Source organism: Aureimonas sp. CAS (assembly GCF_059838215.1).
In genome coordinates this window covers 1,642,658-1,658,153 of sequence record NZ_CM187563.1, presented here as the reverse complement: position 1 = coordinate 1,658,153, position 15,496 = coordinate 1,642,658, and the positions used below count along the sequence as shown (strand labels likewise).

At 68.6% G+C, this 15,496-nt stretch carries 13 protein-coding genes; 4 read left to right on the top strand and 9 right to left on the bottom strand.

Features of this window, described 5'->3' with window-relative positions; translation table 11 throughout:
- Positions 1–5: 5 nt before the first annotated feature.
- From ttcA to AC6R2M_RS08005, 5 genes are all read right to left on the bottom strand, one after another.
- Entirely contained in the window at positions 6–866 is an 861-nt protein-coding gene (gene ttcA, locus AC6R2M_RS08025; protein WP_500487195.1) for a tRNA 2-thiocytidine(32) synthetase TtcA, read from the bottom strand.
- An 83-nt stretch (positions 867–949) separates the two neighbouring features.
- Positions 950–1,567 carry a 30S ribosomal protein S4 gene (rpsD, locus tag AC6R2M_RS08020; protein ID WP_500487193.1) on the bottom strand — a complete coding sequence of 206 codons (618 nt, stop codon included), beginning with the start codon at positions 1,565–1,567 and terminating at the stop codon, positions 950–952.
- 207 nt (positions 1,568–1,774) lie between these two features.
- The gene (locus tag AC6R2M_RS08015; RefSeq protein ID WP_500487191.1) at positions 1,775–1,933 is read right to left on the bottom strand and encodes a YqaE/Pmp3 family membrane protein; all 159 of its coding nucleotides are present in this window, start codon (positions 1,931–1,933) and stop codon (positions 1,775–1,777) included.
- A gap of 160 nt (positions 1,934–2,093) precedes the next feature.
- A complete protein-coding gene (gene murI, locus AC6R2M_RS08010) occupies positions 2,094–2,873 on the bottom strand; it encodes a glutamate racemase (protein ID WP_500487189.1) in 780 nt (259 codons plus the stop codon).
- On the bottom strand, positions 2,870–3,640 hold the full coding sequence (locus AC6R2M_RS08005) for an RNA methyltransferase (protein ID WP_500487187.1): 771 nt from the start codon (positions 3,638–3,640) through the stop codon (positions 2,870–2,872). Before AC6R2M_RS08005 ends, murI begins: the two co-directional genes overlap by 4 nt.
- A 190-nt stretch (positions 3,641–3,830) precedes the next feature.
- Here AC6R2M_RS08005 and AC6R2M_RS08000 point away from each other — a divergent pair, with 190 nt between their 5' ends.
- Both AC6R2M_RS08000 and AC6R2M_RS07995 read left to right on the top strand, forming a co-directional pair.
- Positions 3,831–5,048 (top strand): NADP-dependent isocitrate dehydrogenase, encoded by a 1,218-nt coding sequence (locus AC6R2M_RS08000; protein ID WP_500487185.1) that lies wholly within the window; start codon positions 3,831–3,833, stop codon positions 5,046–5,048.
- Positions 5,049–5,205: 157 nt separating this feature from the next.
- The gene (locus AC6R2M_RS07995) at positions 5,206–5,574 is read left to right on the top strand and encodes a PRC-barrel domain-containing protein (protein ID WP_500487183.1); all 369 of its coding nucleotides are present in this window, start codon (positions 5,206–5,208) and stop codon (positions 5,572–5,574) included.
- 198 nt (positions 5,575–5,772) lie between these two features.
- On the opposite strand, the gene alaS is transcribed toward AC6R2M_RS07995, so the two are convergent.
- The 3 genes from alaS to cckA all read right to left on the bottom strand — a co-directional run bounded on the left by alaS (position 5,773) and on the right by cckA (position 12,435).
- A complete protein-coding gene (gene alaS / locus AC6R2M_RS07990) occupies positions 5,773–8,430 on the bottom strand; it encodes an alanine--tRNA ligase (protein WP_500487181.1) in 2,658 nt (885 codons plus the stop codon).
- Positions 8,431–8,646: 216 nt separating this feature from the next.
- Positions 8,647–9,714, bottom strand: a complete 1,068-nt coding sequence (recA, locus tag AC6R2M_RS07985; protein WP_500487179.1) for a recombinase RecA — start codon at positions 9,712–9,714, stop codon at positions 8,647–8,649.
- Between the two features lie 186 nt (positions 9,715–9,900).
- The gene (gene cckA / locus AC6R2M_RS07980; RefSeq protein ID WP_500487177.1) at positions 9,901–12,435 is read right to left on the bottom strand and encodes a cell cycle histidine kinase CckA; all 2,535 of its coding nucleotides are present in this window, start codon (positions 12,433–12,435) and stop codon (positions 9,901–9,903) included.
- Between the two features lie 289 nt (positions 12,436–12,724).
- Here cckA and AC6R2M_RS07975 point away from each other — a divergent pair, with 289 nt between their 5' ends.
- A complete protein-coding gene (locus AC6R2M_RS07975; protein WP_500487175.1) occupies positions 12,725–14,155 on the top strand; it encodes a flagellar biosynthetic protein FliO in 1,431 nt (476 codons plus the stop codon).
- Between the two features lie 114 nt (positions 14,156–14,269).
- On the opposite strand, the gene dksA is transcribed toward AC6R2M_RS07975, so the two are convergent.
- Entirely contained in the window at positions 14,270–14,686 is a 417-nt protein-coding gene (gene dksA / locus AC6R2M_RS07970) for an RNA polymerase-binding protein DksA (RefSeq protein ID WP_500487173.1), read from the bottom strand.
- A gap of 227 nt (positions 14,687–14,913) precedes the next feature.
- On the opposite strand from dksA, the gene AC6R2M_RS07965 reads away from it, so the two are divergent.
- Positions 14,914–15,420, top strand: a complete 507-nt coding sequence (locus AC6R2M_RS07965; RefSeq protein WP_500487171.1) for a SixA phosphatase family protein — start codon at positions 14,914–14,916, stop codon at positions 15,418–15,420.
- The last annotated feature ends 76 nt before the right edge of the window (positions 15,421–15,496 follow it).

Sequence of the window (15,496 nt, the reverse complement as noted above, 5' to 3'; positions counted from 1 at the left end):
AGGCCTCAGTCGGCTTTCGGCGTAAGGCCGGCGAAGTCGAAAAGCGCGGGGTCGAGCAGATGGCTCGCCTTCACGTTGCCGAGCGCGCGCGCCATCGTCTCTCGGCGGCCCGGAAAGCGCTCCTCCATCTGCGATAGGAACGCCTTCAGGACGCCGCGCTGCAAGCCCTCCTGACTGCCGCAGAGATCGCAGGGGATGATCGGGAACGCCATGCCTTCGGCGAAGCGCGCGATGTCGGCTTCCGCGCAGCCCATCATCGGGCGCAGCACCAGAAGGTCGCCCTCGTCGTTCAAGAGTTTGGCGGGCATGGCGGACAGTTTTCCGCCGTGCAGGAGGTTCAGGAAGAAGGTCTCCAGACCGTCGTCGCGATGGTGGCCGAGAACCAGAGCCTCGCAGCCCTCCTCGCGCGCGATCCGGTAGAGATTGCCGCGCCGAAGGCGCGAGCAGAGCGCGCAGGTCGTCGCGCCCTCCGGCACCTTCTCCTTCACCACCGAATAGGTGTCGCGATACTCGATCCGGTGCGCGATGCCGTGGCGGGTCAGGAAGTCCGGCAGCACGTGCTTGGGGAAGCCCGGCTGGCCCTGGTCGAGATTGCAGGCCAGAAGATCGACCGGCAGCAGGCCCCGCCATTTCAGATCGAGCAGCAGCGCCAGCAGCGTGTGCGAATCCTTGCCGCCGGAGATGGCGACCAGCCAGCGGGCGCCGGGCCGCACCATGGCGTGGCTCGCCATGGTTTCGCGCATCTGTCGCACGAGGCGCTTGCGCAATTTGTTAAAGCCGACGCTCGTCGGCGCGTCGCGAAAGAGCGGATGGCCGCCCTCGCCCCCCGAATGTTCGATTTCGGCGCTCGCCGTGTCGTCCAGCATGGATCGGCTCCGTGTGTCCGGCCCCTATAACGAAAAAGGCCGCGACGAGCGCGGCCTTTCCCATTCCACAGCGGCAGAACCGTTTAGCGCGAGTAGAACTCGACGACGAGGTTCGGCTCCATGACGACCGGATACGGCACGTCGGCCAGACCCGGAACGCGCGCGTAGGTCGCGACCATCTTGGAGTGATCGGCCTCGATGTAGTCCGGCACGTCGCGCTCGGCGAGCTGGGTCGCCTCGACGACGACGGTCAGCTGCTTCGACTTCTGGCGAACCTCGATCACGTCGCCGGCCTTGCAGCGGTACGAACCGATGTTCGTGCGCACGCCGTTGACGTTCACGTGGCCGTGGTTGACGAACTGACGGGCCGCGAAGATCGTCGAGACGAACTTCGCGCGGTACACGATCGCGTCCAGACGCGACTCGAGCAGGCCGATCAGGTTCTCGGAGGTGTCGCCACGACGACGGGCGGCCTCTTCGTAGATCTTGCGGAACTGCTTCTCGGAGACGTCGCCGTAGTAGCCCTTCAGCTTCTGCTTGGCGCGCAGCTGCGTGCCGAAGTCGGAGAGCTTGGACTTGCGGCGCTGGCCGTGCTGGCCCGGGCCGTACTGGCGGCGGTTCACCGGGGACTTCGGACGCCCCCAGATGTTCTCGCCCATGCGGCGATCGATCTTGTACTTGGATGCTTCGCGCTTGCTCATCGCATTTCCTTGCCACACAACAGCCCGGCCGGATCGCTCCGGCGGGCGAGGAAACGCGCCCTCCTCTGTCCGCGCTTCGGCGGACTGACAGGACGGCGCTGCGGGAGCGGACCGTCCACGGGACACGTAAAAATATCGGCGGAGCACGAGGCCCCGCCGATGTGGCGCTTGGTAAAGGGAGGGGGGCGCGGTGTCAACCGCGAGGCGCTACTTGCGCGCGATCACCCAGATCGCGTGGACGATGCCGGGAATGTAGCCGAGCAGCGTCAGAAGGATGTTGATCCAGAAATGCTTGCCGAACCCGACCTGCAGGAACACGCCGACCGGCGGCAGGATGATGGCGAAGATGACGCGGATCAGGTCCATGGGGCTTCCGTCTGTTGGAACTCCCTGTCGAACGCCGACGGCGCGCGACCGTTCCCTGACAGGATCGGCCGAAGGACCGCAGCCCGCTTTCGCTCGGCCCGATGGCTCGCTTCGCCGAGGCGCGGGCCGATCCTCGAGGGTCCATAGGGACGCCCCGCGCTCAACCCGCCAGACCGAACCCGTAGAGAAGACGCCGTGTCGCGTAGTCCGGCGGACCGGCGGTGAAGACGGCCCGGTCGAACCCTTCGGGAAGCGAGGGCGAGAGGTCCGGCAGGAACTTCGCCGTCTGCCGGGCGATCGCCTCGGCCGGATCGAGCCAATCCACCGGCCAGGGCGCGATCTTGCGGAAGGCATTGGCGAGGAAGGGATAATGGGTGCAGGCCAGCACGACGATGTCGGTGCGCCGCCCGTCCTTCTCCACGAAACAGCCCGCGATCTCCTCCGTCAGTTCGTCGAAGCCGACGCGTTCGCCGCGGATGTGCTGTTCGGCGAGCGCCGCCAGACGGGTCGAGCCGACGAGAGTCACCTCGCAGTCGCGCGCGAAATCGGTGATGAGCCCGCGCGTGTAGCCGCGCTTCACCGTTCCGGGCGTGGCGAGCACCGAGACGAGGCCGGAGCGGGAGCGCTCGGCCGCCGGCTTGATGGCGGGAACGGTGCCGACGAAGGGAATGTCGAAGGCGGCGCGCAGCGGCGTCAGGACCAGGGTCGAAGCCGTGTTGCAGGCGATCACCGCGATCTGCGGCCGGTGCTCCTCGATGAGCCGGGCGAAGAGCGCGACGATGTGCTCGATCAGCGCCTCCTCCTCCCAATTGCCGTAGGGAAAGCCGGCGTCGTCGGCCACGTAGACGAAGCGTCGGTCGGGGATGGCGACACGCAGCTCGCGCAGCACCGTCAGGCCCCCGATGCCCGAATCGAAGACGAGGATCGGAGCCTGGTTCAACTCTCCCCTTGCCTCCGCGTGAGCGAGCGCACGACGCCGTGCAGCGCATGGACCTCCGGCTCGGACAAGGCCGCGCGCGTCAGGAGATTGCGCAGATTGTGGATCATGACGGCGCGCTTGGCCTCCGGGAAGAAGTAGCCGCGCTCGTCGAGCGCGCCCTCCAGCCGTTCGAACAGCCGGAACAGATCCTCTTTTCGCGCGGGAGGCGCCGGCGGCGCTTCGGCGCCCAGACGCGGCCGCCCGGTGCCGAGCCCCGCCTGCCTCGACCACTCGTAGCTCATCAGGAGCACGGCCTGCGCGATGTTCAGCGAGGCGAACTCCGGGTTCACCGGGAAGGTGACGATCTCGTCGGCGAGGTCGATCTCCTCGTTCGACAGGCCGTGCCGCTCGCGCCCGAACAGGATGCCGACGCCCTCGCCCGCCCGCGCGTGGAGCTTCGCCGTCGCCTCCTCCGGGCCCAGCACGGACTTCTCGGAATCGCGCGGGCGCGCGGTGGTCGCGACCACATAGGTCAGATCGGCGAGCGCCTCCTCGGTCGTCGAAAAGACCCGCGCCCCGTCGATCACGGCGTCGGCGCGCGACGCGGCCGCCCTCGCCTTCTCGTTCGGCCAGCCGTCCCGCGGATTGACGATGCGAAGGTCGGACAGGCCGAAATTGGCCATGGCCCGCGCCACCATGCCGATATTCTCGCCGAGCTGGGGTTCGACGAGGACGATCACCGGTCCGCGGCCGTCGGTTGCCGTCTCTGGATGTTCCGCTTCGGCCATGGTCCACGCCCTCCGTTGGCAGGCTGCGCGCGGCTCGAATGCCGTCCCGGCCTTGCTTTGCAGTCGGCGGAGCGGGTGATATACGCGCGCATACAATTTGCAAGGGCCGGCCCGGCAGCGCCGCGGCCGCTCCCGAAGGGACAGCCCGGACCGCCGAGCGGGCAGACGATTCTCAACAGGAAGGAACAGCATGGCTAAGATCAAGGTCGCCAACCCGGTCGTCGAGCTCGACGGCGACGAGATGACCCGGATCATCTGGCAGCTTATCAAGGACAAGCTGATCCACCCCTATCTCGACGTCGATCTCGAATATTACGACCTCTCGGTCCAGAAGCGCGACGAGACGGACGACCAGATCACCGTGGACGCGGCCAACGCCATCAAGCGCCACGGCGTCGGCGTGAAGTGCGCGACGATCACGCCGGACGAGCAGCGGGTCGAGGAGTTCGGCCTGAAGAAGATGTGGCGTTCGCCGAACGGCACGATCCGCAACATCCTCGGCGGCGTGATCTTCCGCGAACCGATCATCATGCAGAACGTGCCGCGCCTCGTTCCGGGCTGGACGCAGCCGATCGTCGTCGGCCGCCACGCCTTCGGCGACCAGTACCGCGCCACCGACTTCAAGTTCCCCGGCAAGGGCAAGCTGACGATCACCTTCGTCGGCGAGGACGGCCAGAAGATCGAGCACGAGGTGTTCGACGCGCCGGGCTCGGGCGTGGCCATGGCGATGTACAATCTCGACGAGTCGATCCGCGACTTCGCCCGCGCCTCGTTCAACTACGGCCTGAACCGCAACTTCCCCGTCTACCTGTCCACGAAGAACACGATCCTGAAGGCCTATGACGGGCGCTTCAAGGACATCTTCCAGGAGGTCTTCGACGCCGAGTTCAAGGCCGAGTTCGACAAGCGCAAGATCACTTACGAGCACCGCCTGATCGACGACATGGTCGCCGCGGCGCTGAAGTGGTCCGGCGGCTACGTCTGGGCCTGCAAGAACTACGACGGCGACGTCCAGTCCGACATCGTGGCTCAGGGCTTCGGCTCGCTCGGCCTGATGACCTCGGTGCTGATGACGCCGGACGGCGAGACGGTGGAGGCCGAGGCCGCGCACGGCACGGTCACGCGCCACTTCCGCCAGCACGAAAAGGGCCAGGAGACCTCCACGAACTCGATCGCCTCGATCTTCGCCTGGACGCGGGGCCTCGCCCACCGCGCCAAGCTCGACGGCAACGACGATCTGAAGATGTTCTCGCACACGCTCGAGCGCGTCTGCATCGACACGGTCGAAGGCGGCCACATGACGAAGGATCTCGCGCTGCTGGTCGGTCCCGATCAGCGCTGGCTGTCGACCACGGGCTTCCTCGACAAGATCGACGAGAACCTCAAGGCGGCGATGGCCAAGGCCTGAGCGCCTTCCGCCAACGAGACGAAGAAGGGGCCGCGCTCGAAAGGGTGCGGCCCCTTTTCTTTGCGCCGACCGCCGGAATTTTTGCCGCCCCGCAGGAACGAGGGCGCCGGAGCGCACATTGGTGAGGCGAAACGCAATCAGACGGAGCCAACTCCTCATGAAACGCACCGCAGCCCTTCTGGCCGCCGCCGCCTTCATCGCAACGCCCGCCCTCGCGCAGTCGAGCCTCACCGAGGTGAACGACGACGTGATGGTCCCGCAGTTCTCCATGGACGTGGACAGCGTCGAGGACATGGACGTCTACGACAGCGCGGGCACCGAGATCGGCGAGGTCGAGGAGGTTCTGGGATCGAACGAGCAGACGCCGACGCATCTGGCGATCGACTTCTCGGACGACGACGGCAGCACCTACCCGGACACGGACAATTCCATCGTCTCGCTGGACGATGTGAGCTTCACGGACGGGCGGATCGTCGTGAACCTCACCCCCGAGGAGGTCTCGGCCCTGCAGAGCTGGGACGACTGATCCTTCCGACAGCTCGAATCGAAGAAGGCCGTCCGCGTCGAACGCGGGCGGCCTTCTTCGTTGGGTGTCACCGCTCGCATCGGGCCGGCGCCGACCGCTTCACGGACCGATGCGCCGAACTGCCCGCAGGGCAAACCCCGATGCGCTGGGGCGAAGCCGGCGGCGCCGTAGGGCCTGGGCCTTCGCCGCCCGGCTGGTTCAGGCGGCTTCGAGCGCCTTTTCGACGGCCGTCAGGGCGGCCTGCGCGTTGGCCGCGTCCGGGCCGCCGGCCTGCGCCATGTCGGGCCGTCCGCCGCCGCCCTTCCCTCCGATCGCCTCGCTGGCCGACCGCACGAGGTCGACCGCGCTGAACCGCTCGGTCAGATCCGGCGTGACGCCGACGACGACGCTGGCCTTGCCGTCCGCGACGGCCACGAAGGCGACGACGCCCGATCCCAGGCCGGACTTGGTCTCGTCGACCAGACCCTTGAGGTCCTTCGCCGAAACGCCCTCCAGAACGCGGCCGACGAAGCTCACGCCGCCGATCTCGCGCGCGGCCGAGCCCTTTTCGCCTGCGCCGTCACCGACGAGCGCGAGCCGCTTTCGGGCCTCGCCCAGCTCCTTCTCCAGGCGGCGGCGCTCTTCGACGAGTGCTTCCAGCCGGTCGGCGACCTCGGACGGCGCGACCTTCAGGGCGGAGGCCATCCGGCGCATGCGCGCATCCTGCTCGCCGAGATGGGCGCGCGCCGCAGCGCCCGTCAGCGCCTCGATCCGGCGAACGCCCGCGCCGACCGCAGATTCCGAGAGAATGTGAACGAGACCGATCTCGCCCGTCGCGCGCGCATGGGTGCCGCCGCACAGCTCGACCGAATAGCGGCGACCGGCCTTCTCGCCCTCCGTCGCGGTGCCCATGGAGACGACGCGGACCTCGTCGCCGTACTTCTCGCCGAAGAGCGCCATCGCGCCCTCCGCGATCGCGTCGTCCACGGCCATCAGCCGCGTCTCGACGGGCGCGTTCTGCAGGACGATGTCGTTGGCGAGACGCTCGACCTCGGCCAACTCGCCCGCGTCCATCGGCTTGGGATGGGAGAAGTCGAAGCGCAGCCGGTCCGGCGCGACCTGCGAACCCTTCTGCGCGACATGCGTGCCAAGGATTTCGCGAAGCCCCTCGTGAAGGAGATGCGTGGCGGAATGGTTCGCGCGGATCTTCGACCGGCGGGCGTGATCGACCACGAGTTCGAGCGCGGCGCCCTTCGCAAGGCGCCCCTCGACCACCCGTCCGCGATGAATGAAAAGACCGTTCGCCACCTTCTGGGTGTCGTCGATCTCGACGCGTACGCCCTCGCCCGTCATCGTTCCCGTGTCGCCGACCTGACCGCCGGACTCGGCGTAGAACGGCGTCTGGTTGAGGACGATCGAGACCGCCTCGCCGGCGGACGCCCCGTCGACCTCCGCTCCGTCGCGAACGAGCGCCAGAACCTGGCCTTCCGCCTCCTCGGTGTCGTAGCCGAGGAACTCCGTCGCCCCGACCCGCTCGCGAACCGCGAACCAGACCGTGTCGGCCGCGGCCTCGCCGGAACCGGCCCAGCTCGCCCGCGCCTCCGCCTTCTGGCGCGCCATAGCGGCATCGAAGGCCGCGACGTCCACGCCGACGCCGCGCGAGCGCAGCGCGTCCTGCGTCAGATCGAGCGGGAAGCCGTAGGTGTCGTAGAGCTTGAAGGCGACCTCGCCGTCGAGGTTGTCGCCTTCGTTCAGTCCGTCCGACGCCTCGTTCAGGAGCGTCAGGCCCCGGTCGAGCGTGGTCAGGAAGCGCTTCTCCTCGAGCTTGAGCGTCTCGGAGATCAGCTGCTCGGCGCGGACCAGCTCGGGATAGGCCCGGCCCATCTCGGAGACGAGCGCGGGCAGGACATTGTGAAGAACGGGCTCGCGGGCGCCCAGAAGCTTCGCGTGCCGCATGGCCCGGCGCATGATCCGGCGCAGCACGTAGCCGCGGCCCTCGTTGGACGGGAGGACGCCGTCCGCAATCAGGAAGGCCGTGGAGCGGATGTGATCGGCGATGACCTTGAAGGAGGGTTCGCCCGCCGGCTCGCGGCCGACCGCTTCGCCCGCCGCCGCGATCAGGCGCTTGAACGTGTCGGTCTCGAAGACGCTGTCGACGCCCTGCAGGACGCTCGCCATGCGCTCGAGCCCCATGCCGGTGTCGATCGAGGGGCGCGGCAGCGCCACGCGGTTGCCCGGCTCGATCTGGTCGAACTGCATGAAGACGAGGTTCCAGAACTCCAGGAACCGGTCGCCGTCCTCGTCCGGGCTCCCCGGAGGTCCGCCGAAGATGTGCTCGCCGCGGTCGATGAAGATTTCCGAGCACGGGCCGCAGGGGCCGGTGTCGCCCATCTGCCAGAAATTGTCCGAGGTCGCGATGCGGATGATGCGATCGTCCGAGAAGCCCGCGATCTTGCGCCAGAGGCCCGCCGCCTGCTCGTCCTCGTGATAGACGGTGACGAGAAGCTTGTCCTTGGGAAGGTCGAACTCCTTGGTGACGAGGTTCCAGGCGAGCTCGATCGCCCGCTCCTTGAAATAGTCGCCGAAGGAGAAGTTGCCGAGCATCTCGAAGAAGGTCAGATGCCGGGCCGTGTAGCCGACATTGTCGAGATCGTTGTGCTTGCCGCCCGCCCGCACGCTCTTCTGCGAGGTGACGGCCCGGTCGTAGGGCCTGCTCTCCAGCCCGGTGAACACGTTCTTGAACTGCACCATGCCGGCGTTCGTGAACATGAGCGTCGGGTCGTTGCGCGGCACCAGCGGCGAAGACGCCACCTTCTCGTGGCCGTTCTTCGCGAAGTAATCGAGGAAGGTCGACCGGATCTCGTTCACGCCGCTCATGGAAAGCCTTCGGACACGCGGGGGGAGCGGAAGGCGATCACCCGCGCCTTCCCTTCGGGCTGGCCTTGTAACCGTGCGCCCAAACCCTGTCCATCACGCCGACCGGCAGCGCCGGTCGCGACGACCTTCGGCGGACGCGTTCGAGCCCGCCGCATCGCCCGTGGGGGGATCTGCAATGAAAAAAGGGCCCGCCGATCGGCGAGCCCTCGAAGACGGTCAGTCTTCCTGCGGGTCCGGCCCGCCCTGCTCCAGCAGCTTCTCGGCGATCAGGCCGGCGTTCTGCCGGATCGCGCTCTCGATCTCGGCGGCGAGATCGGGGTTGTCGCGCAGGAACTGCTTGGCGTTCTCCCGTCCCTGGCCGAGACGCTGCGAGTTGTAGGAGAACCAGGCGCCGGACTTCTCGACGATCCCCGACTTCACGCCGAGATCGACGAGCTCGCCCATCTTGGAGACGCCTTCGCCATACATGATGTCGAACTCGACCTGCTTGAAGGGCGGCGCCATCTTGTTCTTCACGACCTTGACGCGGGTCTGGTTGCCCGTGACCTCGTCGCGGTCCTTGATCGCGCCGATGCGGCGGATGTCGAGGCGCACCGAGGCGTAGAACTTGAGGGCGTTGCCGCCCGTCGTCGTCTCCGGATTGCCGAACATGACGCCGATCTTCATGCGGATCTGGTTGATGAAGATGACCATGCACTTGGAGCGCGAGATCGAGCCGGTGAGCTTGCGCAGCGCCTGGCTCATCAGGCGCGCCTGCATGCCCGGCAGCGAGTCGCCCATCTCGCCCTCGATCTCGGCGCGCGGCGTGAGCGCGGCGACCGAGTCGACGACGAGGACGTCGATCGCGCCGGAGCGGACCAACGTATCGACGATCTCCAGCGCCTGCTCGCCGGTGTCCGGCTGCGAGATCAGGAGGTTCTCCAGATCGACACCGAGCTTGCGGGCGTAGACCGGATCGAGAGCATGCTCGGCATCGACGAAGGCGCAGATGCCGCCGGCCTTCTGGGCCTCGGCCACCGTGTGCAGCGCCAGCGTCGTCTTGCCCGAGCTTTCCGGCCCGTAGACCTCGATGATGCGCCCCTTCGGCAGTCCGCCGATGCCGAGCGCGATGTCGAGGCCGAGCGAGCCGGTGGAGACGGTCTCGATGTCGAGCTTCTCGGTCTGGCCGAGACGCATGATCGAGCCTTTGCCGAAGGCCCGCTCGATCTGCGACAGCGCCGCATCGAGGGCTTTGCTCTTGTCCACGGAATTGTCCTCAACGAGTCGGAGTGCGTTCTGTGCCATGGGAGAAGCCCTTTATCCAGCGGGAACGGGTCGCATAATCGGCGTGTCGTCGGCGATCTATGTACCTGCTTTGTTCTCTCCCATCAAGCGATTTTCCCGATTTGTTCCCATTCCGAATCGCCGATCCGCATGACGTGCGGCGCGATCGAACCCTAAGTAAAGGTAAAGGCGGCGAGGTCGCAGGGGCTACTGGTCGAGTTCCGCCTTCACCGCAACCGCGAGCTCGCGCAGCGAGAAGGGCTTGGCGAGAAAGCCGAACTTCTCGCCCTCCGGCAGGTTCTTGGCGAAGGCGTCTTCCGCATAGCCGGAGACGAAGATGAACTTCAGGTCCGGCCGCGTCCGGCGCATCTCGCGCAGGAGCGTCGGCCCGTCCATCTCCGGCATCACGACGTCGGAGACCACCAGATCGACGCGCCCGCCGATCTCCTCCATCACCTCCAGCGCCTCGACGCCCGACGAGGCCTCGTGGACCTCGTAGCCGCGCATCTTCAGCGCGCGCACATTGCCGGCGCGCACGTGATCCTCGTCCTCCACGAGGAGGATGGAGGCAGTGCCCGAAAGATCGACCTTGGCGGTCGCCGCCTGTGGCGCTCCGCCGGACTCCTTGGGCGCGGCCACCTCGGCCGGGACGTGGCGCGGCAGGAAGATGCGGAGCGTCGTGCCCTCGCCGATCCTCGAATCGACGAAGATGAAGCCGCCGGACTGCTTGACGATGCCGTAGACCATGGAGAGGCCGAGCCCGGTGCCCTTGCCGATCTCCTTGGTGGTGAAGAAGGGCTCGAAGATGCGCTCGGCGACGTCCGCCGGCATCCCCGCACCGGTGTCCGAGACCTCGACGAGGACGTAGTCGCCGCTCGAAAGCTCGGCATAGGGCAGCTTCGCCGCTTCCTCGGCCGCGATGTTGCGCGTCGCGATCGTGATCGTGCCGCCTTCGGGCATCGCGTCGCGCGCGTTCTGCACGAGGTTGGTGATGACCTGCTCGAACTGGCCGATGTCGGCCATGACGGGCCAGAGGTCGCGGCCGTGATGGCGTTCGAGCTTCACGAGATCGCCGACGATCCGCTTGAGCAGGAGATGCATGTCCGCGACGACGTCCGTCAGATTCAGCATCTTCGGGCGCATCGTCTGGCGGCGCGAATAGGCGAGCAGTTGGCGCACCAGCGAGGCCGCGCGGTTGGCGCTCTGCTTGATCAGCAGGAGATCCTGGAAGGCCGGGTCGCCGGAGCGGTGGTTGAGCAGGAGGAAGTCCACCGAGGCGGTGATGATCGTGAGGACGTTGTTGAAGTCGTGCGCGATGCCGCCCGCCAGATTCCCGACGGCCTGCATGCGCTGCGCCTTGGCCACCTGCTCCTCGAGCGCGCGCTGGTCGGTGAAGTCGACGCCGTAGACGATCGTCGCGTCCTTCGATCCTTCCGTCAGATCGGAGACGGCGCTGAAGTAGAAGCGGACCGTGCGGGCCGTCTCGCCGCGCAGATCGACGTCGATCGAGGGGATGCCGGCCTGTCCGCGCCGGGCCGCCGCCAGCGCCTGATCGAAGGCCTCGCGGCTGTCCTCGTGGACCGCGTCCTGCAGCGCGACCGAGCCGCCGGCCGCCGCCTGGCCGAAGAGGCGCGCGAAGGCCGGATTGGCGCGCGTGGCGCGCCCGCGCTCGTCAAGCGCGGCGATCGCCATGGGCGACGAGTTGAAGAAGCGGGTGAAGCGCAGCTCCGCCGCCTCCAGCGTGCGGGCGCCCTCGGTCTCCGTCGAGCGGTTCAGGACGAGCGTGCGCGTCGGCCCCGGAGCGCCGTCCGCCGCGTGCGTGGCCTGTCGAAGGAGCCGAACCGGGAGCCGCTGCCCGCTGGTGCGAACGAGGTCGATGTCGAGGATCTGCGGCGACGACGACGCTGCCTCCCCGACGGCCGTGTCCAGGAAGGTCCGCGCGTCTGGGCCGGCGAAATCGTGGATGGAGAGCGTGCCCGGCCGGAAGGCGGCGAGGTCGATGCCCAGCCAGCTGGCGAGCGTGGCGTTGATATAGGCGATCCGCCCGTCCTCGTCGGAGGCGAAGAAGCCCGCCGGGGCGTGGTCGAGATAGTCGATCGCGTGCTGGAGATCGCGGAAGAACCCCTCCTGCTCGCGCCGCTCGACGGTGATGTCCTTCAGCTGCCAGACGCGCAGAGCCTCCGCATCACCGAGCGGGCGGACGGATGCGCGATACCAGCGCGCGGACGGGTCGGTCGCGCCGGCCAGGCAGCGCGAGAGCCGGAACTCCTCCTCGCCGCTGCCGCCCTCGCGGGCGAGGTTGCCGAGCCGGTAGACGGCCTCGGCGGCCTCGGGCTCGCGCGCGAGCAGCCGCTCCAGCGTGCGCAGCCCCTGCCCCGAACCCGCGCCCGTCACCTCGCCATAGGCCTTGTTGGCGTAGACGATGCGGCCCTTGCGGTCCGTGATGATGGTGCCGGTCGGCAGCGTGTCGATGAAGGTGCGCGAGATCCCCTGGTCGGTCCGCTCCCGGCTGAAGCGCACGAGCCCGAGCGCCAGCGCGAACATGGCCACGATGCCGACGATGGCGAGGAAGCCGAAGAGTGCCAAAAGCGCCAGCGGGCCGTAGGTGTGGCCGAAGAGCGCGAGCGTGGCGGAGAAGACGAGCAGGAAGCCCCCGAGGAACAGGAGGCGGCGCATGCCGTGCGGGGCCGCGCTGCGATCGACCAGGGCCTTCTCGCTCGTCTGGGGCGTCCGGGTCGTCATGGGTCCCAACTGCTTCCGTTGCGCGCCGATGCCGGCCAATCGCCGTGCGGCATCCAAGTCTCCTGCCATCGCATAAACGAATGGAGGAACGGACGCGACGTTTTCATGCGTATACGCGTGCGGCGCGCGGTCCGATCCGGGCGAATGCGGGATCGGGTGCCGGGAAAAGGTGCAAAGCCTTGAAGCGCGCGCCTCAAGGCGTCATCAAGGCGGAAAGACAGCGGCAGGCGAATGGCCGGCGGCGCGAATCGGCGCGTCCCGTGCCGGCCCCACCCGGCGGGAAGGATGAATGATGCAGGACTGGCTCGCAGGGCTCGTCGGAGAGGATTTGGCACCGATCCTCTTCGTCCTTCTGGCCGCGCTCTTCGTCGCCGGCCTCGCCGTCGTCGTCATCCGGCTGCTTCGCGGCGTTCTCACCGGCGGGATCGGCGGACTGCGCAACGTCGAGGGGCCGCGCGTGGAGGTGATGGACGTCACCGCCGTCGATCCCAAGCGCAAGCTGGTGCTCGTGCGCCGCGATCAGGTGGAGCACCTGATCCTGATCGGGGGCGCGAACGATCTGGTCGTCGAATCGCGCATCGGACGCCCCGCCCCGCCGCCGGCCCGCAGGGCCGAGCCGGGTGCCGGCTTCGCGCCCGCTCCGCAAGCACGCCGCGAGCCCCGTCCCGTGGAGCCGATGAATGAGACGCCGGAAGCACCCTTCCGCGCCCCGGCGCAACCGGCGCAACCGGTGAGGAGCGCCGTGGACTCGAGCCGTGCCGAGCCGGTCCCGGCTCCCGCCGTTCGCGCGCCCCAGCCGCAGATGCAGCCGCGCCAGCAGGCTACGGCTCCCGTCGTGCCGGCGCCGCCCGCCCGGATGACGGAGGAGAGCGGCCGCCGCGTCGAGCCGGTTCTGGATGCGCCCGAGGCGCCGCGCGTTCAGCCGGCGGAACCCGCACCCGCCCGGACCGCGTCGCACCAAGGCCCCCGCTCCGATACACGCTCCGGCGAGCGCCCGGGCGCAGTCGAGCGCTCCGGCTCGCCCTCGTCCCAGAACCCGGCGGTTCCCGCCGTCGCGCCGGCCATCGACCCCGCGCCCGTCGGGCCTTCGTCGCCGGTGCCGCCGTCCCGCTCGATCGCCCAGCCGGTCTCGGCACCGCCCGTCGCCGCCGATGCACGGGCCGGCGCGCCCGAACGCCGCCTCTCGCCCGCGCCGCAGCCGAGGGCGTCCGTCGACACGCCGAAGGCGCCCGAGCCGATCGCTTCGCCGAGCTCCGGTCGTCAGCCGCCGGTCGAGTGGCCGGTCCGCGACAAGGTGGACGCTCCGCTCCCCGAACGGCCGAGCGCCACGCAGGGGGCCGCGCCGTCCGCGCCGGCGAAGGTCGGCGCGCCCGCGTCGCCGAACACAGCCTCGGCCGAAGAGCGTCCGCTGGTCGTCCGCAGCTTCGCCTCGACGATCAGCGAGCGCCGGTCGGGCCCGGTCATGCCTGCGCCTCCGATGGTCGCCTCCCCGCCGCCGGCGCCGTCCCAGGAGGCCGGCGATCTCGACCTCGACGACGATCTTCTGGCCGATCTCACCCGGCAGCTCGAGATGCCCGACGAGCCGGACGCGCCGGAGCCGAGCGCTTCGGACCGGAGCGAGGATGCCGCGCCCGGCGTCCCCGCCCGTCGCGAACTGTCCCTGGAGGACGAGATGCAGCGCCTCCTGCGCGACTTTTCCGCCCACGCCGACCGGCGCTGAAACGCCGGCCCGGGACCCGCGGGCGGTTCCCGGAAAGCCTGAAACGCGAAGGGCCCGGAACCGATCGTCGGTTCCGGGCCCTTCCCTTTGGTACGGTGCTCTCCGTCGAGCGGTCTACTCGTCCCGGTAGACCTTCTCACGCCGTTCGTGCCGCTCCTGCGCCTCCAGCGAGAGGGTCGCGATCGGGCGGGCGTCCAGGCGCTTGAGGCTGATCGGCTCGCCGGTCTCCTCGCAATAGCCGTAGGTGCCCTCCTCGATGCGCTCCAGAGCCGCGTCGATCTTGGCGATCAGCTTGCGCTGCCGGTCGCGCGCCCGAAGCTCGATCGCGCGATCGGTCTCGGACGAGGCGCGGTCGGCCACGTCGGCGAGGTTCGAATTTTCGTGGGCCAAGGTCTCGAGCGTCTCGCGCGCCTCGCGCAGGATGTCGCTCTTCCAGGTCAGGAGCTTGCGGCGGAAGTACTCCTTCTGCCGGTCGTTCATGAACGGGCCGTCTTCGGAGAGGACGCTGCCGTGCTGCAGGGTTTCGCTCATCACTGCTTCCTCCAGACCCGAGTGGCGGTGCTTATAGCGATGCTTCCGCCCCCCTACAACCCGCACGAACGGGCATGTTCGGGCTGCAACCGGGGACCGGTCCGCGCCGATTCCCGCATTCGGGCGACCGGAGGGCACGGCGGCGCAACCCCGAGCGGACAGGGCCGCCCGATCGCCGCGAGAAGTCGATTGCCGCGCCTCGCGCCGTCCGCTACTGCGGCCTCTAGATGACCGCGACACGCAGACTTTACCTTTTGCGCCACGCCCAGGCCGCCGCCGCTCCCGTCGGCGGCCGCGACTACGATCGTCTGCTCGACGGACAGGGCGAGGCGGACGCGCGGTCGCTGTCGCGCACGCTTCAGGCCGCCGGAACCTCCTTCGGACTGGTGATCTGCTCGGGCGCTGCGCGAACGCGCGGAACGCTCGCTTGCCTGGACGCTGTCGTGCAGGGCGCCGAGATCCGCTTCGACGACACGCTCTACGAAGGCACGGACGATGCCTATCGCGAAGCGGCGACGGCGAGCGACCGGCTCGACACCCTCATCGTCGGACACAATCCCGCGATCGGGAGTCTGGCCCGCTCGCTGGCGCGGATTTCGGGTATCGCGGCCGCAGACCGGCTCACGCACGGCTTTCCCACCTGCACGCTCGCGACCTTCCGTCTCGACGATCCGTCCGATCTGGGGACGGCGCGACTGGAAGACCTCCTCGTTCCGCCGCACCGGCCGCGGTAGCGGCACGAGGCCCCGAGCCTACCGGCCTCGCCCGCCCGCGCCTATATGGCGGAACCGGACGAAGGAAGCGGCCCGA

Coding starts and splice junctions, on each gene's coding strand:
- ttcA (WP_500487195.1), bottom strand. CDS start 866: ATGCTGGACGACACGGCGAGCGCCGAAATCGAACATTCGGGGGGCGAG.
- rpsD (WP_500487193.1), bottom strand. CDS start 1,567: ATGAGCAAGCGCGAAGCATCCAAGTACAAGATCGATCGCCGCATGGGC.
- AC6R2M_RS08015 (WP_500487191.1), bottom strand. CDS start 1,933: ATGGACCTGATCCGCGTCATCTTCGCCATCATCCTGCCGCCGGTCGGC.
- AC6R2M_RS08005 (WP_500487187.1), bottom strand. CDS start 3,640: ATGGCCGAAGCGGAACATCCAGAGACGGCAACCGACGGCCGCGGACCG.
- AC6R2M_RS08000 (WP_500487185.1), top strand. CDS start 3,831: ATGGCTAAGATCAAGGTCGCCAACCCGGTCGTCGAGCTCGACGGCGAC.
- AC6R2M_RS07995 (WP_500487183.1), top strand. CDS start 5,206: ATGAAACGCACCGCAGCCCTTCTGGCCGCCGCCGCCTTCATCGCAACG.
- alaS (WP_500487181.1), bottom strand. CDS start 8,430: ATGAGCGGCGTGAACGAGATCCGGTCGACCTTCCTCGATTACTTCGCG.
- recA (WP_500487179.1), bottom strand. CDS start 9,714: ATGGCACAGAACGCACTCCGACTCGTTGAGGACAATTCCGTGGACAAG.
- cckA (WP_500487177.1), bottom strand. CDS start 12,435: ATGACGACCCGGACGCCCCAGACGAGCGAGAAGGCCCTGGTCGATCGC.
- AC6R2M_RS07975 (WP_500487175.1), top strand. CDS start 12,725: ATGATGCAGGACTGGCTCGCAGGGCTCGTCGGAGAGGATTTGGCACCG.
- dksA (WP_500487173.1), bottom strand. CDS start 14,686: ATGAGCGAAACCCTGCAGCACGGCAGCGTCCTCTCCGAAGACGGCCCG.
- AC6R2M_RS07965 (WP_500487171.1), top strand. CDS start 14,914: ATGACCGCGACACGCAGACTTTACCTTTTGCGCCACGCCCAGGCCGCC.